A 17,199-nucleotide genomic window follows, 5' to 3' on the forward strand; every position below is an offset into this window, starting at 1 on the left:
CGTTGCCGAACCTCAGGCGAAAACCGGTTCGATGTCTTCTTCGTCATGGCCCCATCCTCTCAATCCTCGGGGCCTCCGGCAAACCCGGCGCGGTTCACTCCGAGCTCGACGAGCAGGGGCTGCAGATCGCCGCTCTATCCATCGACGGCGCTCCTCTCGTGGTCAGCACGGAGGACGTCACCATCTGCTCGCCCTTCTGGCCGCACCAGCCTGATCTCGGGCGCTGGGGTGCGCATTTCGTCGGGCTGAACGCGAAGCATATCCCCTGGAACTACTATGATCGGCCCGCGACCGAGCTACGCGCCGAACACTGGAACAGCCACCGGCCGGAACTCTACGCCAGGGTTGGGCTCGAGCCGCCTTCCTGATGGAGGCGGAGATCCTTGGTCATGATCCAGTCGTCCAGCGCGTGCGTGACCGCCTCACCCTCGGGAGTGGTGTAGCTGAAGCTCTCCTGCAGCTCACCGGTGATGCGCCAGCCCAGCCGCTGATAGAATAGCCGCGCGGCCGCATTCTCCTTGCCGACGCCGAGTTGCAGCCGGTCGTGGCCCCGCCTCCGTGCGATCGCCACGAGCGCGCTGAGCAGACCTCGACCGACGCCCGCACCCTGCAGCGGCTCAAGCACGCGGACGGCCCAGACCACCGGCGCTTCGAAGCCGCGCTTCGGACGGAAATCCAGCCAGGCCTGACCGACCGGGAAATCGCGGACGACAGCCACCAGCATCAATGCGTTGCCCTGCCGCTGGAGGTCGAAAGCTTCGCGGAAGATCTGCCGGTGCTGGGTGAATGCCCCGAACCACTCGAGCAGCGGCAGGTCGGCCTCACGGCAGTGGCGAATGCTCACGTCGAGCCGAGCCGCGAACCGGTCGAGCAGCCCTCCGTCCCCGGCCGCGCTCATCGCCGGAACCTTCGGCGGAACTGCGGCCTGTCGCTCGCGCCCCAGTCATACTTGTAGGGCTCGCGCCCGCGGAGAAAGTCGAACTCGCGCGCACCCTCCCGCACCGCCTCCTGCATGACATGCGAGAGAAGCAGGGCGCTGGGCCCGAACGGCGCGAAGGCAGGGTCGAAGCCATTGATGTAGGCATAGGCGCGGGTACCTCGGCGGAAGCCGTACTGAGCGGCAATGGCCTGCCCCTCGAGTTCCAGCACGTGCAGCCGCAGGAGACCACGCTCGAACAGGCCCATCGTGGCGTCCTTCTGGAACTCCAGGACTGCAGGATCCGCGAACACGCCCTGCTCTCCGCGCGCGGACCAGCGGAGCCGATGCAAGCGCAGCAGCTCAGAGAGGTCGGACGTCAGCGTTTCAGCGCTGGTTGTCCGACGCACGACCTGGCCGAGCTCCGCGAGACGTTGCGCCCGCCGCCGCAGGTTCTCCCTGTGCTTGCGGGGCAGGGAATTCACGACATCGGCAGGATTCTTCGGAAGCCGGAGAACCGGACAGGGCTCCTCCGGCTCGACCGTGTCGGTGCCTTGCAGGGCCAACCCGCCCGTCAGCAGAAGTGCTCCGGCGGGCATGTCGCGAAGGTCGATGCTGTCCCAGAGCTCGCTACGGCGGGCGAGATGCCTGAACACAGCGCTGACCACGGCTTCCGCCTCGCCGGGCAGGGCGAGCAGGTCAAGCTGGTCGCTTACACCGTTGCCCAGGAGAGTGACCTGCCGTTTGCCGTCGGGATCACCAGCATGGATGAAGAACGGCGCCAAACCGACGAGCCGTCTTCCTCGTCGAACGGCGAGGGTCCAAAGCCCCTTGCGACAGAAGCTGCGACGCCAGGCGAGCAGCCATTCCGGAGACTGGAAAGGACTCGCCTCGGGAATGCTCTCGTCCAGCTGGGACCATTCGGGGCGGAGGGACTCGAGCCCATCCGCATCGCTGATCTCGATGATCGCCAGTTCCGTGCCGGTCGTCGCTTGTCCGCTCTTGAGCACCGACTCCGCAGCTGAAGTCACGGGTCTTTCACCCCGGGTTTGCTGGTGACGGCGGCGGGCGCCCTTGGCCGTCCTGCGGCGCACCTGCCCGCGCCGAGAACGACCGCGCCGGGCCAAGGTTCGCCCTCAGGAGAGTTCTATGCTGCCGGACAAGACGAGCGTGGTCCGCCCCCGATCCGGGATTGCCCTTGCCGTGCCAGGGCGGGTAGCAGCCCCGCGACGCGTGCCGCGTTGCCTTCCCCATGTCCGGATCGCTTTTCGTCTGGGTTCCCGTCCTGCTCGCGTCCGTCTGGGCGGCGCATTGGGGCGCGGAGCGCTTGTCCCACCCCCTCCAGAAGCTCCGGCGGGGCTGGGGCATCTCCGCCGCGGCGGGCGGCTCCTTCGTGGGCCTCACCGCCGCCAGCCCCGAGATCGGCATCAACCTGACGAGCGCGGTGCGCGGCGTCGGCGATATCGGTCTCGGCGCCATGCTCGGCTCCAACATCGTCGCCATCCCGATCATGGTGACCACCGCCTATGTCGCCACACGCAAGCAGCGGCTGGGCGAGGACGTGGGCGGCCACGCGGGCCATGCCGGCCATCTGCGCGAGCACCGGCTGGCCGTGGATCCGGCCGCGGTGACGGTGCAGGCGCTGCCCTATCTCGCGATCATCGGCGTCTTCGCCCTGCTCACCCTGCCGGCGCCGTGGCGCGGCCTGCAGCCCGTGGACGGCTGGATCCTGCTGCTCGCCTACCTTGCCTATCTCGCCCAGGCGCTGCTGCGGGGGCGGCAGGACCCGCAGGAGGTGGAATGGAAGGGCCGCGAGAGGTGGATGGCGGCCACGGGCGTCGGTGCGATCGCGGTCGGCGCCTACTTCACCGTCTTCGCGACCGAGAAGATCGTCTCCGCCCTTGGCATCCCGCGGATCGTGGGCGGGCTGTTCATCACGGCCCCCATGGCCGCCCTGCCCGAGGTCTTCGCCACCTGGAGCGTGGCGCGCTCGGGCCAGGTCGGCTCGGCCATTACCAGCGTGATCGGCGACCACGCGGTGACGATGACGATCGCCTTCATCCCCCTGACGGTTCTGGGCATGCAGGTGGAGGACTTCCGGCTGTTCTGGGTCAGCCTGGCCTTCGTCGCGCTGATGCCCGCCCTCTACGCCGGCTTCATCCACTTCGGCGGCAAGGGCGGGAAGCACGGCTTCCGCCGCTGGCACCTGTTCGCCTTCGGTGCCGCCTACCTGGCCTACATCGCCCTGGTACTGTTCTGGATCCAGCCTTCCGCGGGCGGGCCGGACGGGGGCGGCTGATGGACGGCGCGCCTGAGAGCGGGCGGGGTGGTGGCGAAGCTGGCATCCTGTCTGCCCGCCCTCCTCACCCGGTGCGCCCGCCGGTCACCTCGCTGAGGTCCGGCACGGGCACGACCGAGACGTGATCCACGCGCCAGTGCATCCCTCGCAGCCGCGCTTCCGTGTCGCGGACCCAGCGCGGGTCGACCAACCCGTCCCGCGGTTGAACATACACTGTCCCGGTCAGGAACCGGCCCTCCTCGCGCAGGCGGAGCTTGCTGCCCCGCACCCAGGGGAGTTCCTCCACGCAAGCCTGCATGCGCGACGGCAGCGGGTCGAACTCCTTGTCGTCCACCGTGCGCGGAACCTCGTCCACCAGGTCACGCACGGCGGCCGTGGTGTGGCGAAAGCCGTCGTGCAGCACGTCGAGCGCGATCAGGATCGCGGCCGCGGCATCGGCCCACCACAGACCGAAGCCGATCCCGACCACGCCGGCGGCGGCCGCGAGCCCCGTCATCCAGTCGGCCTTGTTCATCAGCGCGTCGGCCCACAGCACCTTGTCGTGCAGGTCCCGCGCCGGGCGCATCTTCAGCCGGCCGAAGACCACCGGCAGGACCACGCTGTAGGCCAGCGCTGCGAGCATCACCCAGCCGAACCAGAAGGTGACGCCGAACAGCTCCACGCTGCCAATGGTCGGGTGCTCGGCGCGGATCAGCGCGCTGGCCGAGTCGTAGATCAGGAACAGCCCGACGCCTGCGAGCGCCACGGCGCTTACCAGGTAGGCGATCGAGGTCACCCGGATGTAGCCGATGGGAAAGCGGGCGTCCGGCGCCCAGCGCTCGATCCGGGACGACACCAGGAAAGCGATGGGCGGCACGAAGCTCAGCAGATCCTCGATCCAGGCGGTCTTCATCGCCTGCGAGTTGCCGAGGGCGAAGTAGATCGCCACCACGATGCTGGCGAGGACGACCATCCAGAGCCATTGGAGTCGTCGAGCGCGGCGCATCGCCCGCTCCAACTCGTCCGGCAGGGGGAACACGCTGGCATGCGGATGGCTTGTAAGACCTCCACTCACCGGCGTGCTCCTTGGCTAAGGTTGCGCGCTGGTGGCTGGGAGAGGGTCGCCGCAGGGCACTTGGGGATCGCTCCCCGGGCGTGAGATTGGCGCCCTCGACCGGCGTTCCGGGCTCGGACGGTATCCTGGGGCCGGGCCTTGCCAGCCCGCGTCCCCGCTTGGACAAGCGCGGGCATGAACGCCGGTATCGAGGCTCCCCGGCAACCGCCAGCAGGGGAGGAGCCATGTTTGCCGGCATCGACGTCGCGTCCGAAACCCACACCCTGGCACGCCTCGATGACGCCGGCGCGCCGATCGGCAGGCCGATCCCGATCACCGAGGATCGCGCGGGCTACGACGCGCTGCTCGCAGCGCTCGGCGACCCGCCAGCCCTCATCGTCCTCGAGGCGACCGGCCACTACTGGAAGAACCTCTTCGCCGTCCTCACCGCCGCCGGCCACGACGTGGCGCTGGTCAACCCGCTCGTCGCCCGCCGCTTCCAGGAGGCCGGCCTCGAGCGCACCAAGACCGACGCCATCGACGCCGCCGGCCTCGCCCGCCTCGCTTTCGAGAAGCGCCCGGCGCCGATGCGCCTGCACGACGAGGTCGCCGAGGCCTTGCGCGAACTGGTCCGCCACCGCGACCGGCTCCGCCAGGACTTCGATGACCGCGTCCACCAGCTTCACCGTCTCGTCGACCTCGGCTTCCCCGAGTTCACCCGCTACGTCCGCACCCTCGCAAGCCAGCTCGCCACCTGCCTGCTCGCCGAGTATCCGACTGCCCAGGCCTTCGCCCGCGCCACCCCGCGTCGCCTCGCCAAGCTGCGCTACGACGGGCGACACCTGCTCGGGCCGGAACTCGCCACCCAGCTGGTCGAGGCCGCCAAGCGCTCCATCGGTCAGCATCACGGGCCGGCCTACGCGCTGCAGGCCCGCCACATCTGCCAGGACCTCGACCTCTGGCGCCGCCGGCTGGCCGAGATCGAGCGCGACATCGAGAACCTGCTCGACACCCACGAGGTCGGGAAGCTGCTCACCACCATCGACGGCATCGGGCCGCAGACCACCGCCCGCATCATCGCCGAAGTCGGCAACCCAGCACGCTTCCACAGCCCAGGCGCGCTCGCCGCCCATCTCGGCGTCGTCCCGGCCCTGCGCCAGTCGGGCAAGCGCAATCCCGCCCGCGCTGCCGCCACCCACTTCGGCAACACCAGGCTGCGCACCGCGCTCTGGATGCCAACCCTCAGCGCGGTCCGCCGAAACCCATGGCTCCGCACCTTCTACGAACGTCTCCGCGCCGCAGGAAAGCCGCCCAAGCTCGCCCTCGTCGCCGCCATGCGGAAGCTGCTGCTTGCCGTCTACGTCACCGCCCGCAGCCTCCGCCCCTTCGTCAGCTCCACAGAGCAGGCGCGGCCGGCGTAGCCCATCCACAGCGCAGCCGGCCACGCCTGCGGCCAGCGCAGGAAATGCTTGCTCAGCCTGACGGTATCTCACGGCGCGTGGGCCTGCAGCCTGGCGGCCATCCCGCCGGACTGCGCTCGCAGGAAGCGCTCAAGCCGCATGATCCAGGCATTCTCGCCGCGCGGCACCGCGACGACGTGCTCGTCACGACGCAGCACGATCCCGGTGGGCACCAATCCGCGCGCCGGGAACTGCCAGCCGGGCAGCGCAATCAGGCGGACCGAGTCCGTGCGCTCGCTCACCGGCACGCCCCCGCGCTCACGGATGAGGCCCCCCGCCATCAGTGCGGGGGCAGCATGGACCTGCTGATCATTCAGCTCCCGCGGGACAGGGGCTCCGGGCGCGGCGGCGACGACCAGCGCTTCGGTGAAGTAGGCGTAGGTGTGGCTCGCCACCTTGTGCGCGGCCACCGCCTGCCGGGCGAAGCCGCCGATCGCGAGGTCGGCATCGCCCCGCTGGAGCGCCTCCAGCGCCTTGAAGGCAGGAGCGCGCCGCCATTCGACCGCTACGCCGAGGCTGCGCGCGAAAGCCTCGACCAGTTCCGCTTCGGCGCCGGACGGCGGCTCGCCCTCGCGGACGATCACCCAGGGCACATGATCCACCGCAGCCACGCGCATCCGGCCGCTTGCGAGCACGTGGTCGAGGGTGCCGTCGGGGTCTCGCGGGAAGCGGACGTCGTCGCATGCGGAAAGAGCCAGCAGGCCCAAGGCAAGCAGCAAGAGCCCCAAAACGCGGAGCGACCGGGCTGTCCCCTGAGGGGGACTGCTCCCGCCGGCCGCCTTGGGTAGGGCACTGAGCATTCCGCCAGAAGGATCGGCGGGCCACTCAGGTTGCGTGGGCGGGTCCGAATTGAGATCGGAGTGCTCTGAGTTTGACAGGGTCGCCCGATGTGGGCGCCCGCTGCGCCTCGATCGGTGCGCTGTCCGTGAGCGTGCCAGCGGCTCCTTCACGGCGAACGGGCTTCCCCAGCCCGTAGCCAAGCCCTCGGAAGCGAGGGCACCCGCGCACAGCCCGCGGCGTTGCCACCCGGCTGATGCCTCGGCGCGTGAGAAATCCCGCCATGCTGATCGCCGAGCCTGAAGCGCTTCTTGCCGCGCGCCTCGTCGAGCGCACCGTACAGGCCGGCCCTGCAGGCCTCATATTCGTCGCCTGCAGCGAGCCGCGCGCCGCGCGGCTGCACCTCGGCTACGCCATCGACGAGCGCGTGGACGAGCCGGGCGAGGCCGTCCTCCATGGCCAGATCGCGGACATCTATCCGGCTTGGGCCGAGACCGACCCGGCTTGGCGGCTGCGGCTCGAGGACGGGTGCATCGCCGCGATCCATTGCACCGACATCGTCACGCAGCGCAGCCTGGAGGCGGAGATCGAGAGCGTCACCATCGGCCCGGCTTCCGAGCTCGTGCTGCCGCCCGGCCATCCGCTGCTCGGGGCGCGGCCGCCGGGACTGGACCATTCGCTGCCGGCCTTCGGCGTGGATCTGGTCGCGCCGCTCGCGCTGCTGCCCAAGGCAGCGGTGATCCTGGACGACGACCTCGACGAGCCGCTGGCGCGGCGCCGCACCGAGGTGGCCGAGGCCTACCGTATGCGCCTCTCGCTCCGTCCGCCGCGCGACGGCGAGCCGCCGGTGCGGCCGCCCGAGGCGCTGTATCTCGACGCGGAGGGCTGGCGGGCCGCCATTCGGTGGCTGTCAGCCCGAGCGAGGAAGCGCTCATCGTTCCTCATGCCGCGATCCGCCCCGGCTCGGCCGGCATCGCGGCGCCTCGCGACGGCGCGCATGCGCTGGTTGCGGCCGGCGCGAAGCTGCAGTCCGGCGATGCCGTCATCCACCTCGACGAGGTCCTCGCCGCACTGCGCGGGGTGGAGCCCGTCGAGGCCGATGGCGTGCGCGTGGATTGCCTCCGGCTCGACTTCGCCGACGGCTCGCGGCTGGTGCCCTTCGACGAGTTCGACCGCATCTGGCGCTACGGTGCCGAAGCGGAAGGGCTGATGCTCGACTGGCTCGACGGCGGCGGCTGGGCGAAGCGCCGCGCCGAGGCGGAAGCGAAGCTGGCCGAAGCCGCCCGGGCCCTGCTCGCCGCGGTGAAGGCGCGCGAGGTGGCCGCGGCGCCGGTGCTGCGTCCGACCCCGCGCCCCTTTGCGCGGCTGCGTGTTGCCCTCGTCAGGAGAGAGAGGCTGTGGAGGGACCGACTGGAGCAGCGGTGGGAGCCGGGGAACGAAGTTCTCTGGGCGTGTCGCTCGCCGACAAGCGCTTCCGGAAGCGAAGCGTGCCCCGCAGAAGGGTCTGCGAGTGGTGCTGCCGGGAAAAGTAGTGTGCGAAGGAAGCGCAGCAGGCGTGGTACGGTGTCCGCGCCCCAGCCCGGGGCGCGGCGGTGCGATCACATGAAGCTTGCAGTTGTACAGCAACCGCCAGTCTACCTCGATCTCGAAAAGTCGATGGCGCGCGCGGTCGAACTCGTGCGGGAGGCGGCAGCGAATGGCTGCGGCATGCTGGTATTTCCCGAGACATGGCTTCCCGGCTATCCGACATTCGTCTGGCGGCTGCCGCCGGGGGCGGGGATGGGCAAGACGGATGAGCTCTACGCCCTCTCGCTGGCCAACTCGGTTGACCTCAGCCGGGACGGGTTGCGACCGCTTCTGGACGCGGCGAAGGACCACGGGGTGGTCATCGTGCTGGGCTACCAGGAGGTCGACGGCTCGGTCAGCGGCAGTACGCTGTTCAACAGCTGCGCGATCATCGACGCGGACGGCAGGCTTGCGAATAAACCACCGCAAGCTGATGCCGACAAATCCGGAGCGGATGGTCTGGGGCTTCGGCGACGGCCCTGGTCTGAACGTCGTCGACACCGCGGTCGGCCGTGTCGGGGCACTGATCTGCTGGGAAAACTACATGCCGCTGGCACGTTACGCGCTCTATGCGCAGAACATCGACATCTACGTCGCCCCGACCTGGGACAACGGCGAAACCTGGCTCGCGACGATGCAGCACATCGCGCGCGAGGGCGGCTGCTGGGTCGTCGGATGCGCGACGGCGTTGGAAGCGTCCGACATCCCGGATGACGTGCCGTATCGCAACGAGCTCTTTCCGAACAAGGACGAGTGGATCAACGCGGGCGACGCCGTCGTCTACAAGCCCTTCGGCGGCGTCATCGCAGGGCCGATGCGCCGCGAAAAGGGCCTGCTGTTCGCTGAAATCGATGTGACGGCGGCGCGTGCCTCGCGGCGAAAGTTCGACGCCAGCGGGCACTATGCCAGACCCGACGTCTTCACTCTCACCGTGAACAGAAAGAAGCAGGCACCCGTGCGATTCGGCTAAGACTGAGGCACGGTAACAAACGCCGCTCTGGGTGGCGCCGCATCGCGCTTTGCTGGAGGGAGTGCGACCGGGATCGAACCGTCGCCGGCCCGCTGACCTGGAGCGCGGTGCCCGCTGCGATGCCTCGGCGCCCGCGGGATCGCCGCCCAAAATGGGCAGGCAGGCGTGCATGCCTGGATCGCAAATTGCAGATACTCGTTCGAGCGTCAGGTCCGATGGGCCTGCGGCGACTTGCGACGCGCGATGGAGGAACGAGCCAGGATGCCTATGCGAAAGCTGCTTCTCGGGACCGCATTCGCCCTCTCCACGGCGCTGGGGGCGGCCATCTGCCCCGCGCCGGCGGAGGCCCAGTCGCCCGCGCCGGCGCGGCCCAACATCCTGATGATCATGACCGACGACGTCGGCTACTGGAATGTCGGCGCCTACAGCCACGGCATGATGGTGCCGACGCCCAACATCGACCGCATCGCGCGCGAGGGGATGCTGTTCACCGACCACTACGCGGAAGCGACCTGTACGCCCGGCCGCGCCGCCTTCATCACCGGCCAGTACCCCGTGCGCACCGGGCTGCACACCGTCGGCCTGCCGGGCTCGCCGATCGGCATCGACCAGCGCGACCCGACGCTCGCCACCGTCCTGCGCCAGCAGGGCTACGTCACCGCGCAGGTCGGCAAGAACCACCTCGGCGACCTCAACCGCCACCTGCCGACGGTGAACGGCTTCGACACCTTCTTCGGCAACCTCTACCACCTGAACACCGAGGAGGAGCCCGAGGATCCTGACTGGCCGACCGACGCCGGCTTCAACCAGCGCTACCGCCCGCGCGGGGTGCTCGACTGCGTGGCGCTGCCGGCCGACAACCCGGAACCCCCCCGGCGATTCCCGCTTCGGCCCCTGGGGCGCGCAGCGCTGCACCGACACCGGCGCGCTGACCCGCGAACGCATGCAGACCGTGGACGACGAGTTCCTCGAGCGCTCGCTCTCCATCATCGAACGAAGCGCGCGCGAGAACCGCCCCTTCTTCCTGTGGCACAACACGACGCGGATACACATCTACACGCATCTGCGGCCGGAGAACCGCCTGCTGGCGCGCCCGCACTCCTCGGGCGACGACCTCTACGGCGCCGGCATGATGGAACTCGACGCTCATGTCGGGCGCATCCTCGACCGCCTGGAAGCGCTCGGGCTGCGCGACAACACCATCGTGATGTTCACCGCGGCCAACGGCTCCATGTCGGCCTGGTGGCCGGACGGCGGCACCACGCCCTTCCGCAGCGAGAAGGCGACGACCTGGGAAGGCGGCGTGCGCGTGCCCATGCTGGTCCGCTGGCCCGGCCGGATCCGCCCGGGCAGCGCCTCCAACGGCATCCAGTCGCACATGGACCTGTTCGTCACCCTCGCCGCCGCGGCCGGCGTGCCCGATGTCGGCGCCCGGCTGCGGGCGAGCCACAACGTCATGATCGACGGCGTGGACAACCTGGCGCACTGGACGGAGGGGCGGCCGTCGGCGCGCGAGAACTTCTTCTACTACAATGAGGGCCGCCTGACCGCGATGCGCTTCGGCCACTGGAAGTCGCACTTCGAGACGCGGGACGGGTTCTTCGACCAGTTCCGCCCCAGCGCGCTGCTGTTCAACCTGCGCATGGATCCCTTCGAGCAGCGCGACGGCCATCGCTCCGCCCTGATGGCCATGCGCAAGGCCTTCCTCGGCGGCGTCATTCGCGACCTGCTGGCCGAGCACACGCGCAGCCTGGCGGAATTCCCGCCGCGGCAGGAGGGCGGCACGCTGCGCCCGCGGCCGCAGTGACCACCTGGGCCGGAGGACGCCCGCGTGTCCTCCGGCCGCCCGGCGCTCAGCGCTGCGGCAGCACCAGCGTGACGTTGAGGCGAAGTTCCCAGTTGCCGGCAGCGCCCTGCGTCATGGTGTTGTAGGTGACGCGGCCGCCCAGTTGCAGGAATCGGTCGCCGAGCGCGACGATCTGGGTGATGCCGAGCGAAACCGGAATGGACCACTGCCGCCCGGCCGGCAGTTCCCAGTTGTGGGTCATCTCGCAATTCAGCGCCGCGGTGCGCCCGCCGCCGATGTTGTAGGCGAGGGACGGCTGGAAGGTCGTGGTGGTGGTGCGCAGCGGCGCGACCTCCAGCATCGCGATGGCGTGGCTCCGTCAGGGACCGGACCCGCCCGACGCTCCCTCGCGGCGGTTCACATGACTATTACCAGTCATGGGCTGCGCTGCGCCGATGCGACCGCCCGGATTGGGCCGATTCTGTTGAAAAAGTCCGGACCGCCGTGGAGCGCGAAAGAAGTAACAACTGGCCTGAACAGGCTCGCAACTGCGCTTCGCTTATCGGCGCGATTACGACTTGATGGTGCGCCAAGCAGCCCGTCCGATGCCAGCGGCCGACTTTTTCAACAGAATCGGCCGGGTGCGGACCTACTCGCCCGATGCGGCCCGGCGCGTGGCCTTCGCCTCCGTCGCGGCGGCCTCGGCCAGCGTTACGAGCCGGGCGAACAGTCGCGCGAGGTTGCCGGCCGCGCTGTCCGTCAGGTCCTGCAGGTCGCCGCGCGCGCGGGCGCCGCCAGTCTCGGTCGCCGCCAGGGACCACGCCCGATTGGGCATCCGTTGGATCAGGCCGGCCCTTGCCAGGAACGCCAGCTTGCGCCGCACCGTCTCACGAGGGATCCCCGTGATCTCCGCCAGACTGTGCGCATTGATTGCGCTGCCGGGCGGCACCTTGTCGCTGTAGAAGTCTGGCACGGCCCCCGGCGGCACCCGCTCGAGTTCCCGCCGTGCGGCCGCGAGCGCCGACAGCCCCAGCACACCGAGCACCACGACCGCGTCAAGGTCGCCGAGCCGTCGGCGGCATTGCGCAAGGTGGTCCAGCAGCATCGCCGTCCAGGCGTATTGGGCTTCGACGAAGCGATGCATGAAGGCCTGGTGCACGGCTTCCGCGGCCGCGGCCGCCGCCACGTCGACAGCATCGGACGAAGGCCGGTTTGATGGTTTCCTCAGCTGGTGCATCGCTGTCACGCTACAGAGGGGCAGAGCGCCTGGGAACCGCGGATGGCGGCACGGCGGCTTGGGCCCGAGGATCCTCGCGCATACGTAAGCGGACGCGGCGTGAGAATCGCTGCCCAAAATGGGCGCCGGCCGGTTTGACCGCGCGGCTCCTTGGCCTGACGCTCTACGTCACCAGGCCCGGCCGCCATGACTGCGCCGATCGGGATTTTGCATTGAGGAGCCCGGCGCATGAGGCAACGTGGCGGCACCGACCGCCGCCGCCGCACACTGGTCATCGCGGCCGCGATGCTCGGGGTCTTGGTGGCCGCCTCCGCACCAGCGGTCGCCCAGGATGCACCCTCGGCTCTGGTGTTGCTGGACCGCGACGGCCTGCGCCTGACCGGCACGCTCGAAGGGACGGCGGCGGGCCTTGCGCATGCCGGCGTCTGGTACGGCCTCGCGCGGCAATTCGGCGGAGCGGGATTCGCCGACCGCCGCGTCTGGGGCGAGTTCGCCGTCGCCCCGGGCATGGAGGCGGTCTGGCAGGCCGCGCCCGATTTCGCCCTCTATGGCGGGCTCAGTGTCTTGGCAGCGGGCACGCTCGGCCGCGACGCCTATGACTCGGGCAATCGCGGCGCCGTGCTGCCGGAGAACGCCTATGTCGGCCTGCGCACCACCAACCCGGAGGGCGTGTGGAACCTCGACATCTCCGGTGGCGCGCAGCGTTACCAGGTCGGTACCGGAATGCTGATCTTCCAGGGCGCGGGCAACGGCTTCTCGCGCGGGGCAGTGGCCACGCTGCCCCGGCGCGCCTTCGGCAACACCGCCATCCTGCGCGCCTCGCGCGGGGGCTTTTCGGCCGAGGCATTCTGGCTCGATGCCAATGAGGTTCCGGGTTCCGACACGCATACCGAACTGGCGGGCGGCGTCGTGCAGTACCGCTGGGACCCGGGCACGCGGGTGGGCTTTTCGGGCTTTCAGGCGATCCGCTCGACGGCGGTCTATCCAGTGGCGCCCGCGGGCCTGCTGGAGGATGCGCGCGAGGGGCTCGTCACATGGCACGGCTTCGGCGAACTGGACGCCACCCGCATCGGGCTGCCCGGCGCCTCCGTGCGAGGCGAGTTCGCGCTACAGCGGAACGACCGCATCAATCTCGAGGCGCATGCTTGGTTCGCCGAAGTCGCCTACCGCTTCGCCTCGCTGCCCTGGATGCCGCGGCTGTCCTACGGCTATGCGACCTTCACCGGCGACGATCCCGGCACGCGCCGGATCGAGCGCTTCGATCCGCTCTTCTACGGCAACGGCCTCGACAACTGGTTCTTCGGTGCGGGCGGCGGCTACACCGTGCTCAACTCGAACCTTGACGTGCACCGCGTGGCCCTCGACTTGGTTGCTAGCGAGCGGGACTTCATCAAGCTGCTGTACCTGCGCCTCGCCGCCAACCGCACGAACAGTCCGATACAGTTCGGCCAAGCCACGCAAATTTCGGCTGATGGCGGCAGCCTCTTCCTTTCCTCGGGTGTGCCGACGCCGCATCTGGCAGACGAGGTCTATGCGCAGTGGACGCGGATGCTCACGCCGCAGGTGGCGCTCACGGTCTGGGGGTCGCTCGCCTTTCCGGGCGCCGGGCTCAAGGCAGTCGGCGGCGATCAGACCTGGCAGTCGGCGGGCCTGACCCTGTCGGTGCGGTTCTGACCGATGGGCAGAGTATGACACCGGATGCGCCGGGGGGCGACGCAGGCGGGCCTGACGCGTCCACTGCCCCGCCGGGCATGGCATGGATTCCCGGTGGTGCTTTTCGCATGGGTTCCGACCGGCACTATGCCGAAGAGGCGCCGGTGCACCGCGTGGCGGTGGACGGGTTCTGGATAGACGCAACGCCGGTGACGAACCGTGAATTCGCCGTCTTTGTCGCCGCCACCGGCCATGTCACCACCGCTGAGGTCCCACCCGATCCGAAGGACTACCCGGGTGCACTGCCGCATATGCTGTTCGCCGGGAGCCTCGTCTTCCGCAAGACCCGCGGCCCCGTAGACCTCTCGCAGTGGGGCCTGTGGTGGGAACTTCGCCCCGGGGCCTGCTGGCACGCGCCCTACGGGCCCGGAAGCAGCCTCGACGGCCTGGACGACCACCCCGTGGTCCACGTCTCCTACGCCGATGCACTCGCCTATGCCCGTTGGGCCATCAAGGACCTGCCGACCGAGGCCGAATGGGAATTCGCCGCCCGCGGCGGCCTGGACGGCGCGGCCTTCGCCTGGGGCGACACGATGCGGCCGGGCGGGCGGATCATGGCCAACACGTGGCAGGGCGCCTTTCCCTACCGGAACACGCGGGAGGACGGGTGGGAGGCGACCAGCCCCGTGCGATCGTTTCCGGCCAATGGCTACGGTCTCTCCGACATGATCGGTAATGTCTGGGAATGGACGCAGGATTTCTGGGCGCCGCGGCACGACGCGGATTCCGGAAAGCCTTGCTGTGTCCCGCTCAACCCGCGCCGCACCAGCGAGGCGCAAAGTTACGACCCGGCGCAGCCCAAGATCCGCATCCCGCGCAGGGTCCTCAAGGGCGGCAGCTTCCTCTGCGCGCCGAACCACTGCCGGCGCTACCGTCCCGCCGCTCGCCATGCCGAGGCGGAAGACACCTCGACATGTCATGTCGGCTTTCGCTGCGTGATCCGGCCGTCGCCCGCAGGTGCGGCGGCTGAATGAGGACGGTCATCCACGCGCTGCACGGAGGCTCTTGGCTAGGCTTCCCGCGACAGTGGTGCACCGTGCGGAGTGGGGAGGATTTTGGCCTTGCCGCCTCCGTGGATGACACAGCTGAGGCAGGCTGTCCGCTCCTTGGCTGCGTCGGCGCGGATGGGTGCCCAGAATGAGCAGATCGCAAGCTTGCGGAATCAAGTCGCGTCAACTTTGTCATCCACCCGCCATAGCTGTCTCGGCGTGTCGACTGGGGCAGGTGGAGCTTCGCGGTTGTCCGGACGTGCGGCTTGGCGATGGCGTCAGCGCCAAGGGTGTGGTCGGCGGCAGTGCGTCACGGATCCAGAGTGCGCCAGGACGCCTGCGCAAGCTCACGGGATCCGCCGCTTCGTCACCTGCACCGCCAGTGACGCCGCGGCGAGATCCACCGTCTAGGCGCTGACGTTCCGCGCGGTAACGCGGACGCTGTTGTTGGACCACACATGGCAGTCCAGTACGAAGGCGATGCTGCTGGTGTCGGGCGAGGCATCGGCGAAGTCCCCGCGCCGCGCGCCCGGCACAGTCACATCGACGTTGGCGGTTGCGCCGGGACCGAGGCTCGGCAGGTCCCAGGTGGTCTCCAGCGCCAGCGTCCGCGTCCCCACCGGCAGCGACGGGGAGCCATGGAGGATAGCCGGCGCAACCTCTGGCAAGGCTATAGAACCGCAGCGCCTCGAGCTCGATCTGGCCGTCGAAGCCAATGATGTGGCCTACGCTTTCTCCACCCGCACCCGCAGCATCCCGCTGCCCAGATCGACCGCGCCCGCCGTGCCGTTCTGGAACCGCACGCTGACCGTACCCGCCGCCGACAGCCACGCGGTCAGCGTGATGCCCTGCAGATCGAGCGAGAAGCTTGCGCGCGCGAAGTCGCCGAGCGCCGCGCCAGAGACAGTGACGGTGGTGATGACGGCTTCGCCCGCAGCGAGGCTCGGCGGATCGTAGATCACGCTCGCCTGCAGCAGCCGGGGCGCGACGAGGGTCCAGGCGCTGCCGTTCCATCCCCACTGCGCCAGCGTCGCCGCATCGAACACCACCAGCCCGACGAAGGGCGCGTAGAACACCCACGCGCCGCCGATGCGCTGCGCCAGCCGGTTCGCCTGCCCGGCCCAGGCGCCGGTCGGAGCGGTGCCGGCGGTCCAGCACTGTCCGTCTGCGGGCGACGCGGGCGGCGTGTTCAGCCCGATCTGCTGCACGACCGGCTGCACCAGCGCATCCAGCCGGTTCAGCCCCGCTGCATGGGTGACCTCCTTCTGTGCCTGCTGGGTCAGGATGTAGGGCAGCGCGAGACGCGGGGTGGTGCTCATAGAATGGCCTCCCTGGCCGCGCCGCGGCCGATGGTGTCGCTGATCTGCCGCACGCGCACCCGCACCGAAGCCTGCGGCGCGCCGAAGTCGGCGGCCTGCTCGGTGGCCGTGTAGGTGACGCTCGCGCTGGTGCTGCTGATGGTGCGCAGCGTCGCGGTGTTCGCGGCGTTGCGGATGTCGATCTCGTAGCGCTCGCTGGCCTCCCCCAGCGGCACATCGGTGCCGTCCGCCCAGGCCGAGGGGATGCGCGTGCGCCGGATCCAGGTGATGGTGAGATTGCCCGCGCCGTCACGACTGCCCGTGAGGTGCACCGGGCTGAGCGGCGCCAGGCCGCGCGCGGTGTTGGTAAAGCTCGCTGCCGCGACCGCGGTCTCCTCCTGCCAAAGGCTGACGGCCTTGTAGCTGCGGCTCATGCTTCGCAGCCCGAGCCCGTCGCGGATCCGCTCCAGGCCGAGCGCGCCGGACAGCAGCACGAAGTGCTCGCCGGGCCCGTGCGCCGCGATCCGGTCATTGGTGCCGAGCCGCCCGTGCAGCAGGCCGGACAGCCGGTAGGTGCCGGGTGCGATCAGCACCGCATCGCGGAAGCCGACGATTTCCTCCCCGACCAGGGCGGCATTGGCGCCGGCCAGCACCTCCGCCTCGGAGACCGCATCCAGCTCGTCCTCCGGGTTCAGCAGCAGCACATCCAGCGTGCTGGCCTCGTCGAAGTGTGCCCAGGGACCGGCTGGGAGGACCGTCTGGCAAGTGCCGAGGGTGGCTGCCGCACCCAGCTAGGCGATCTCCTCGTAGCTCACGCCATCGACCGAGCGCAGGATCGCCGCCGCCCGCCAGCCCGCTGGCCCAGCCGCCGCGACGTAGAACCCGGCATCGTCGTCCTCGGCCCGGAGCATCGGCAGGTCGAGCAGGTGCAGCGTGCTCGGCACCACGCGGGGGATGTCCTGCAGCGGCAGCGTGCCCGGATCGGCGGCGGCCGTGCGCGGCAGCCAGGTCACGCCCTGCTCGACGGCGGCGGCGATCTCGACCAGCCCGGAGGGGGCGTGTAGCTGCTGAGTGAATTCTCCCCGGAAGTGCTGACTGAAAATTCCCCAGTCCAGCGCGACTGCCCGTGCCCGGGGGCGAGCCCCCGGGCACGGG

At 69.8% G+C, this 17,199-nt stretch carries 18 protein-coding genes and 2 pseudogenes; 10 read left to right on the forward strand and 10 right to left on the reverse strand.

All coding sequences use genetic code 11. The features are described 5' to 3' along the window. Positions 1-368, forward strand: a 368-nt coding sequence (locus ACESM1_RS28645) for a hypothetical protein (RefSeq protein WP_411278385.1), incomplete at its 5' end; no start/stop codon positions are given. Here ACESM1_RS28645 and ACESM1_RS28650 read toward each other — a convergent pair. Next, positions 335-898 carry a GNAT family N-acetyltransferase gene (locus ACESM1_RS28650; protein ID WP_372624636.1) on the reverse strand — a complete coding sequence of 188 codons (564 nt, stop codon included), beginning with the start codon at positions 896-898 and terminating at the stop codon, positions 335-337. The genes ACESM1_RS28645 and ACESM1_RS28650 overlap by 34 nt on opposite strands. Beyond that, a complete protein-coding gene (locus tag ACESM1_RS28655; protein WP_372624637.1) occupies positions 895-1,947 on the reverse strand; it encodes a GNAT family N-acetyltransferase in 1,053 nt (350 codons plus the stop codon). Before ACESM1_RS28655 ends, ACESM1_RS28650 begins: the two co-directional genes overlap by 4 nt. 221 nt (positions 1,948-2,168) lie before the next feature. Between ACESM1_RS28655 and ACESM1_RS28660 the strand changes: the two genes are divergently transcribed. After that, positions 2,169-3,215: a sodium:calcium antiporter gene (locus ACESM1_RS28660; protein WP_372624638.1), complete on the forward strand. Its 1,047-nt coding sequence runs from the start codon at positions 2,169-2,171 to the stop codon at positions 3,213-3,215. Between the two features lie 64 nt (positions 3,216-3,279). Here the strand turns inward: ACESM1_RS28660 and ACESM1_RS28665 are convergent, their stop codons facing one another. Next, positions 3,280-4,269, reverse strand: coding sequence for a cation transporter (locus ACESM1_RS28665; protein ID WP_372624639.1), 990 nt, complete (start codon positions 4,267-4,269; stop codon positions 3,280-3,282). A gap of 224 nt (positions 4,270-4,493) precedes the next feature. Between ACESM1_RS28665 and ACESM1_RS28670 the strand changes: the two genes are divergently transcribed. Further along, entirely contained in the window at positions 4,494-5,669 is a 1,176-nt protein-coding gene (locus ACESM1_RS28670) for an IS110 family transposase (protein ID WP_372624640.1), read from the forward strand. Positions 5,670-5,737: 68 nt separating this feature from the next. On the opposite strand, the gene ACESM1_RS28675 is transcribed toward ACESM1_RS28670, so the two are convergent. Continuing rightward, positions 5,738-6,415: a transporter substrate-binding domain-containing protein gene (locus tag ACESM1_RS28675; protein WP_372624641.1), complete on the reverse strand. Its 678-nt coding sequence runs from the start codon at positions 6,413-6,415 to the stop codon at positions 5,738-5,740. A 353-nt stretch (positions 6,416-6,768) separates the two neighbouring features. Here ACESM1_RS28675 and ACESM1_RS28680 point away from each other — a divergent pair, with 353 nt between their 5' ends. The 5 genes and pseudogenes from ACESM1_RS28680 (at position 6,769) to ACESM1_RS28700 (ending at position 10,828) form a co-directional block, all read left to right on the forward strand. Next, entirely contained in the window at positions 6,769-7,695 is a 927-nt protein-coding gene (locus ACESM1_RS28680; RefSeq protein WP_372624642.1) for a hypothetical protein, read from the forward strand. A gap of 446 nt (positions 7,696-8,141) precedes the next feature. After that, positions 8,142-8,405, forward strand: a pseudogene (locus ACESM1_RS28685) (nitrilase-related carbon-nitrogen hydrolase); the annotation flags it as partial. Between the two features lie 55 nt (positions 8,406-8,460). Continuing rightward, positions 8,461-9,021, forward strand: coding sequence for a nitrilase-related carbon-nitrogen hydrolase (locus ACESM1_RS28690; protein ID WP_372624643.1), 561 nt, complete (start codon positions 8,461-8,463; stop codon positions 9,019-9,021). Positions 9,022-9,402: 381 nt separating this feature from the next. Next, positions 9,403-9,804, forward strand: a pseudogene (locus tag ACESM1_RS28695) (sulfatase-like hydrolase/transferase); the annotation flags it as partial. Beyond that, complete coding sequence (locus ACESM1_RS28700; protein WP_372624652.1) at positions 9,800-10,828, forward strand: sulfatase-like hydrolase/transferase; 1,029 nt, start codon at positions 9,800-9,802, stop codon at positions 10,826-10,828. The pseudogene ACESM1_RS28695 and the gene ACESM1_RS28700, both read left to right, overlap by 5 nt. A 46-nt stretch (positions 10,829-10,874) precedes the next feature. On the opposite strand, the gene ACESM1_RS28705 is transcribed toward ACESM1_RS28700, so the two are convergent. Both ACESM1_RS28705 and ACESM1_RS28710 read right to left on the reverse strand, forming a co-directional pair. Continuing rightward, the gene (locus ACESM1_RS28705; RefSeq protein ID WP_372624644.1) at positions 10,875-11,168 is read right to left on the reverse strand and encodes a hypothetical protein; all 294 of its coding nucleotides are present in this window, start codon (positions 11,166-11,168) and stop codon (positions 10,875-10,877) included. Between the two features lie 288 nt (positions 11,169-11,456). Further along, the gene (locus ACESM1_RS28710; RefSeq protein ID WP_372624645.1) at positions 11,457-12,044 is read right to left on the reverse strand and encodes a hypothetical protein; all 588 of its coding nucleotides are present in this window, start codon (positions 12,042-12,044) and stop codon (positions 11,457-11,459) included. Positions 12,045-12,272: 228 nt separating this feature from the next. Here ACESM1_RS28710 and ACESM1_RS28715 point away from each other — a divergent pair, with 228 nt between their 5' ends. Together ACESM1_RS28715 and ACESM1_RS28720 are read left to right on the forward strand one after the other, a co-directional pair. Further along, a complete protein-coding gene (locus ACESM1_RS28715; protein ID WP_372624646.1) occupies positions 12,273-13,718 on the forward strand; it encodes an alginate export family protein in 1,446 nt (481 codons plus the stop codon). A gap of 14 nt (positions 13,719-13,732) precedes the next feature. Next, a complete protein-coding gene (locus tag ACESM1_RS28720; protein ID WP_372624647.1) occupies positions 13,733-14,731 on the forward strand; it encodes a formylglycine-generating enzyme family protein in 999 nt (332 codons plus the stop codon). 422 nt (positions 14,732-15,153) lie between these two features. Here ACESM1_RS28720 and ACESM1_RS28725 read toward each other — a convergent pair whose 3' ends face one another. The 4 genes from ACESM1_RS28725 to ACESM1_RS28740 form a co-directional block, all read right to left on the reverse strand. Further along, positions 15,154-15,414, reverse strand: a complete 261-nt coding sequence (locus tag ACESM1_RS28725) for a hypothetical protein (RefSeq protein ID WP_372624648.1) — start codon at positions 15,412-15,414, stop codon at positions 15,154-15,156. A gap of 57 nt (positions 15,415-15,471) precedes the next feature. Continuing rightward, positions 15,472-16,065: a DUF2793 domain-containing protein gene (locus ACESM1_RS28730; protein ID WP_372624649.1), complete on the reverse strand. Its 594-nt coding sequence runs from the start codon at positions 16,063-16,065 to the stop codon at positions 15,472-15,474. Beyond that, on the reverse strand, positions 16,062-16,748 hold the full coding sequence (locus tag ACESM1_RS28735) for a hypothetical protein (protein ID WP_372624650.1): 687 nt from the start codon (positions 16,746-16,748) through the stop codon (positions 16,062-16,064). Before ACESM1_RS28735 ends, ACESM1_RS28730 begins: the two co-directional genes overlap by 4 nt. An 87-nt stretch (positions 16,749-16,835) precedes the next feature. After that, the coding region (locus ACESM1_RS28740; protein WP_372624651.1) for a hypothetical protein at positions 16,836-17,199 on the reverse strand (364 nt) is incomplete at its 5' end.

This window comes from Falsiroseomonas sp. (genome assembly GCF_041690465.1).
Lineage (GTDB): Bacteria > Pseudomonadota > Alphaproteobacteria > Acetobacterales > Acetobacteraceae > Falsiroseomonas.

Coding starts and splice junctions, on each gene's coding strand:
- ACESM1_RS28710 (WP_372624645.1), bottom strand. CDS start 12,044: ATGCACCAGCTGAGGAAACCATCAAACCGGCCTTCGTCCGATGCTGTC.
- ACESM1_RS28680 (WP_372624642.1), top strand. CDS start 6,769: ATGCTGATCGCCGAGCCTGAAGCGCTTCTTGCCGCGCGCCTCGTCGAG.
- ACESM1_RS28720 (WP_372624647.1), top strand. CDS start 13,733: ATGACACCGGATGCGCCGGGGGGCGACGCAGGCGGGCCTGACGCGTCC.
- ACESM1_RS28650 (WP_372624636.1), bottom strand. CDS start 898: ATGAGCGCGGCCGGGGACGGAGGGCTGCTCGACCGGTTCGCGGCTCGG.
- ACESM1_RS28670 (WP_372624640.1), top strand. CDS start 4,494: ATGTTTGCCGGCATCGACGTCGCGTCCGAAACCCACACCCTGGCACGC.
- ACESM1_RS28730 (WP_372624649.1), bottom strand. CDS start 16,065: ATGAGCACCACCCCGCGTCTCGCGCTGCCCTACATCCTGACCCAGCAG.
- ACESM1_RS28660 (WP_372624638.1), top strand. CDS start 2,169: ATGTCCGGATCGCTTTTCGTCTGGGTTCCCGTCCTGCTCGCGTCCGTC.
- ACESM1_RS28715 (WP_372624646.1), top strand. CDS start 12,273: ATGAGGCAACGTGGCGGCACCGACCGCCGCCGCCGCACACTGGTCATC.
- ACESM1_RS28705 (WP_372624644.1), bottom strand. CDS start 11,168: ATGCTGGAGGTCGCGCCGCTGCGCACCACCACCACGACCTTCCAGCCG.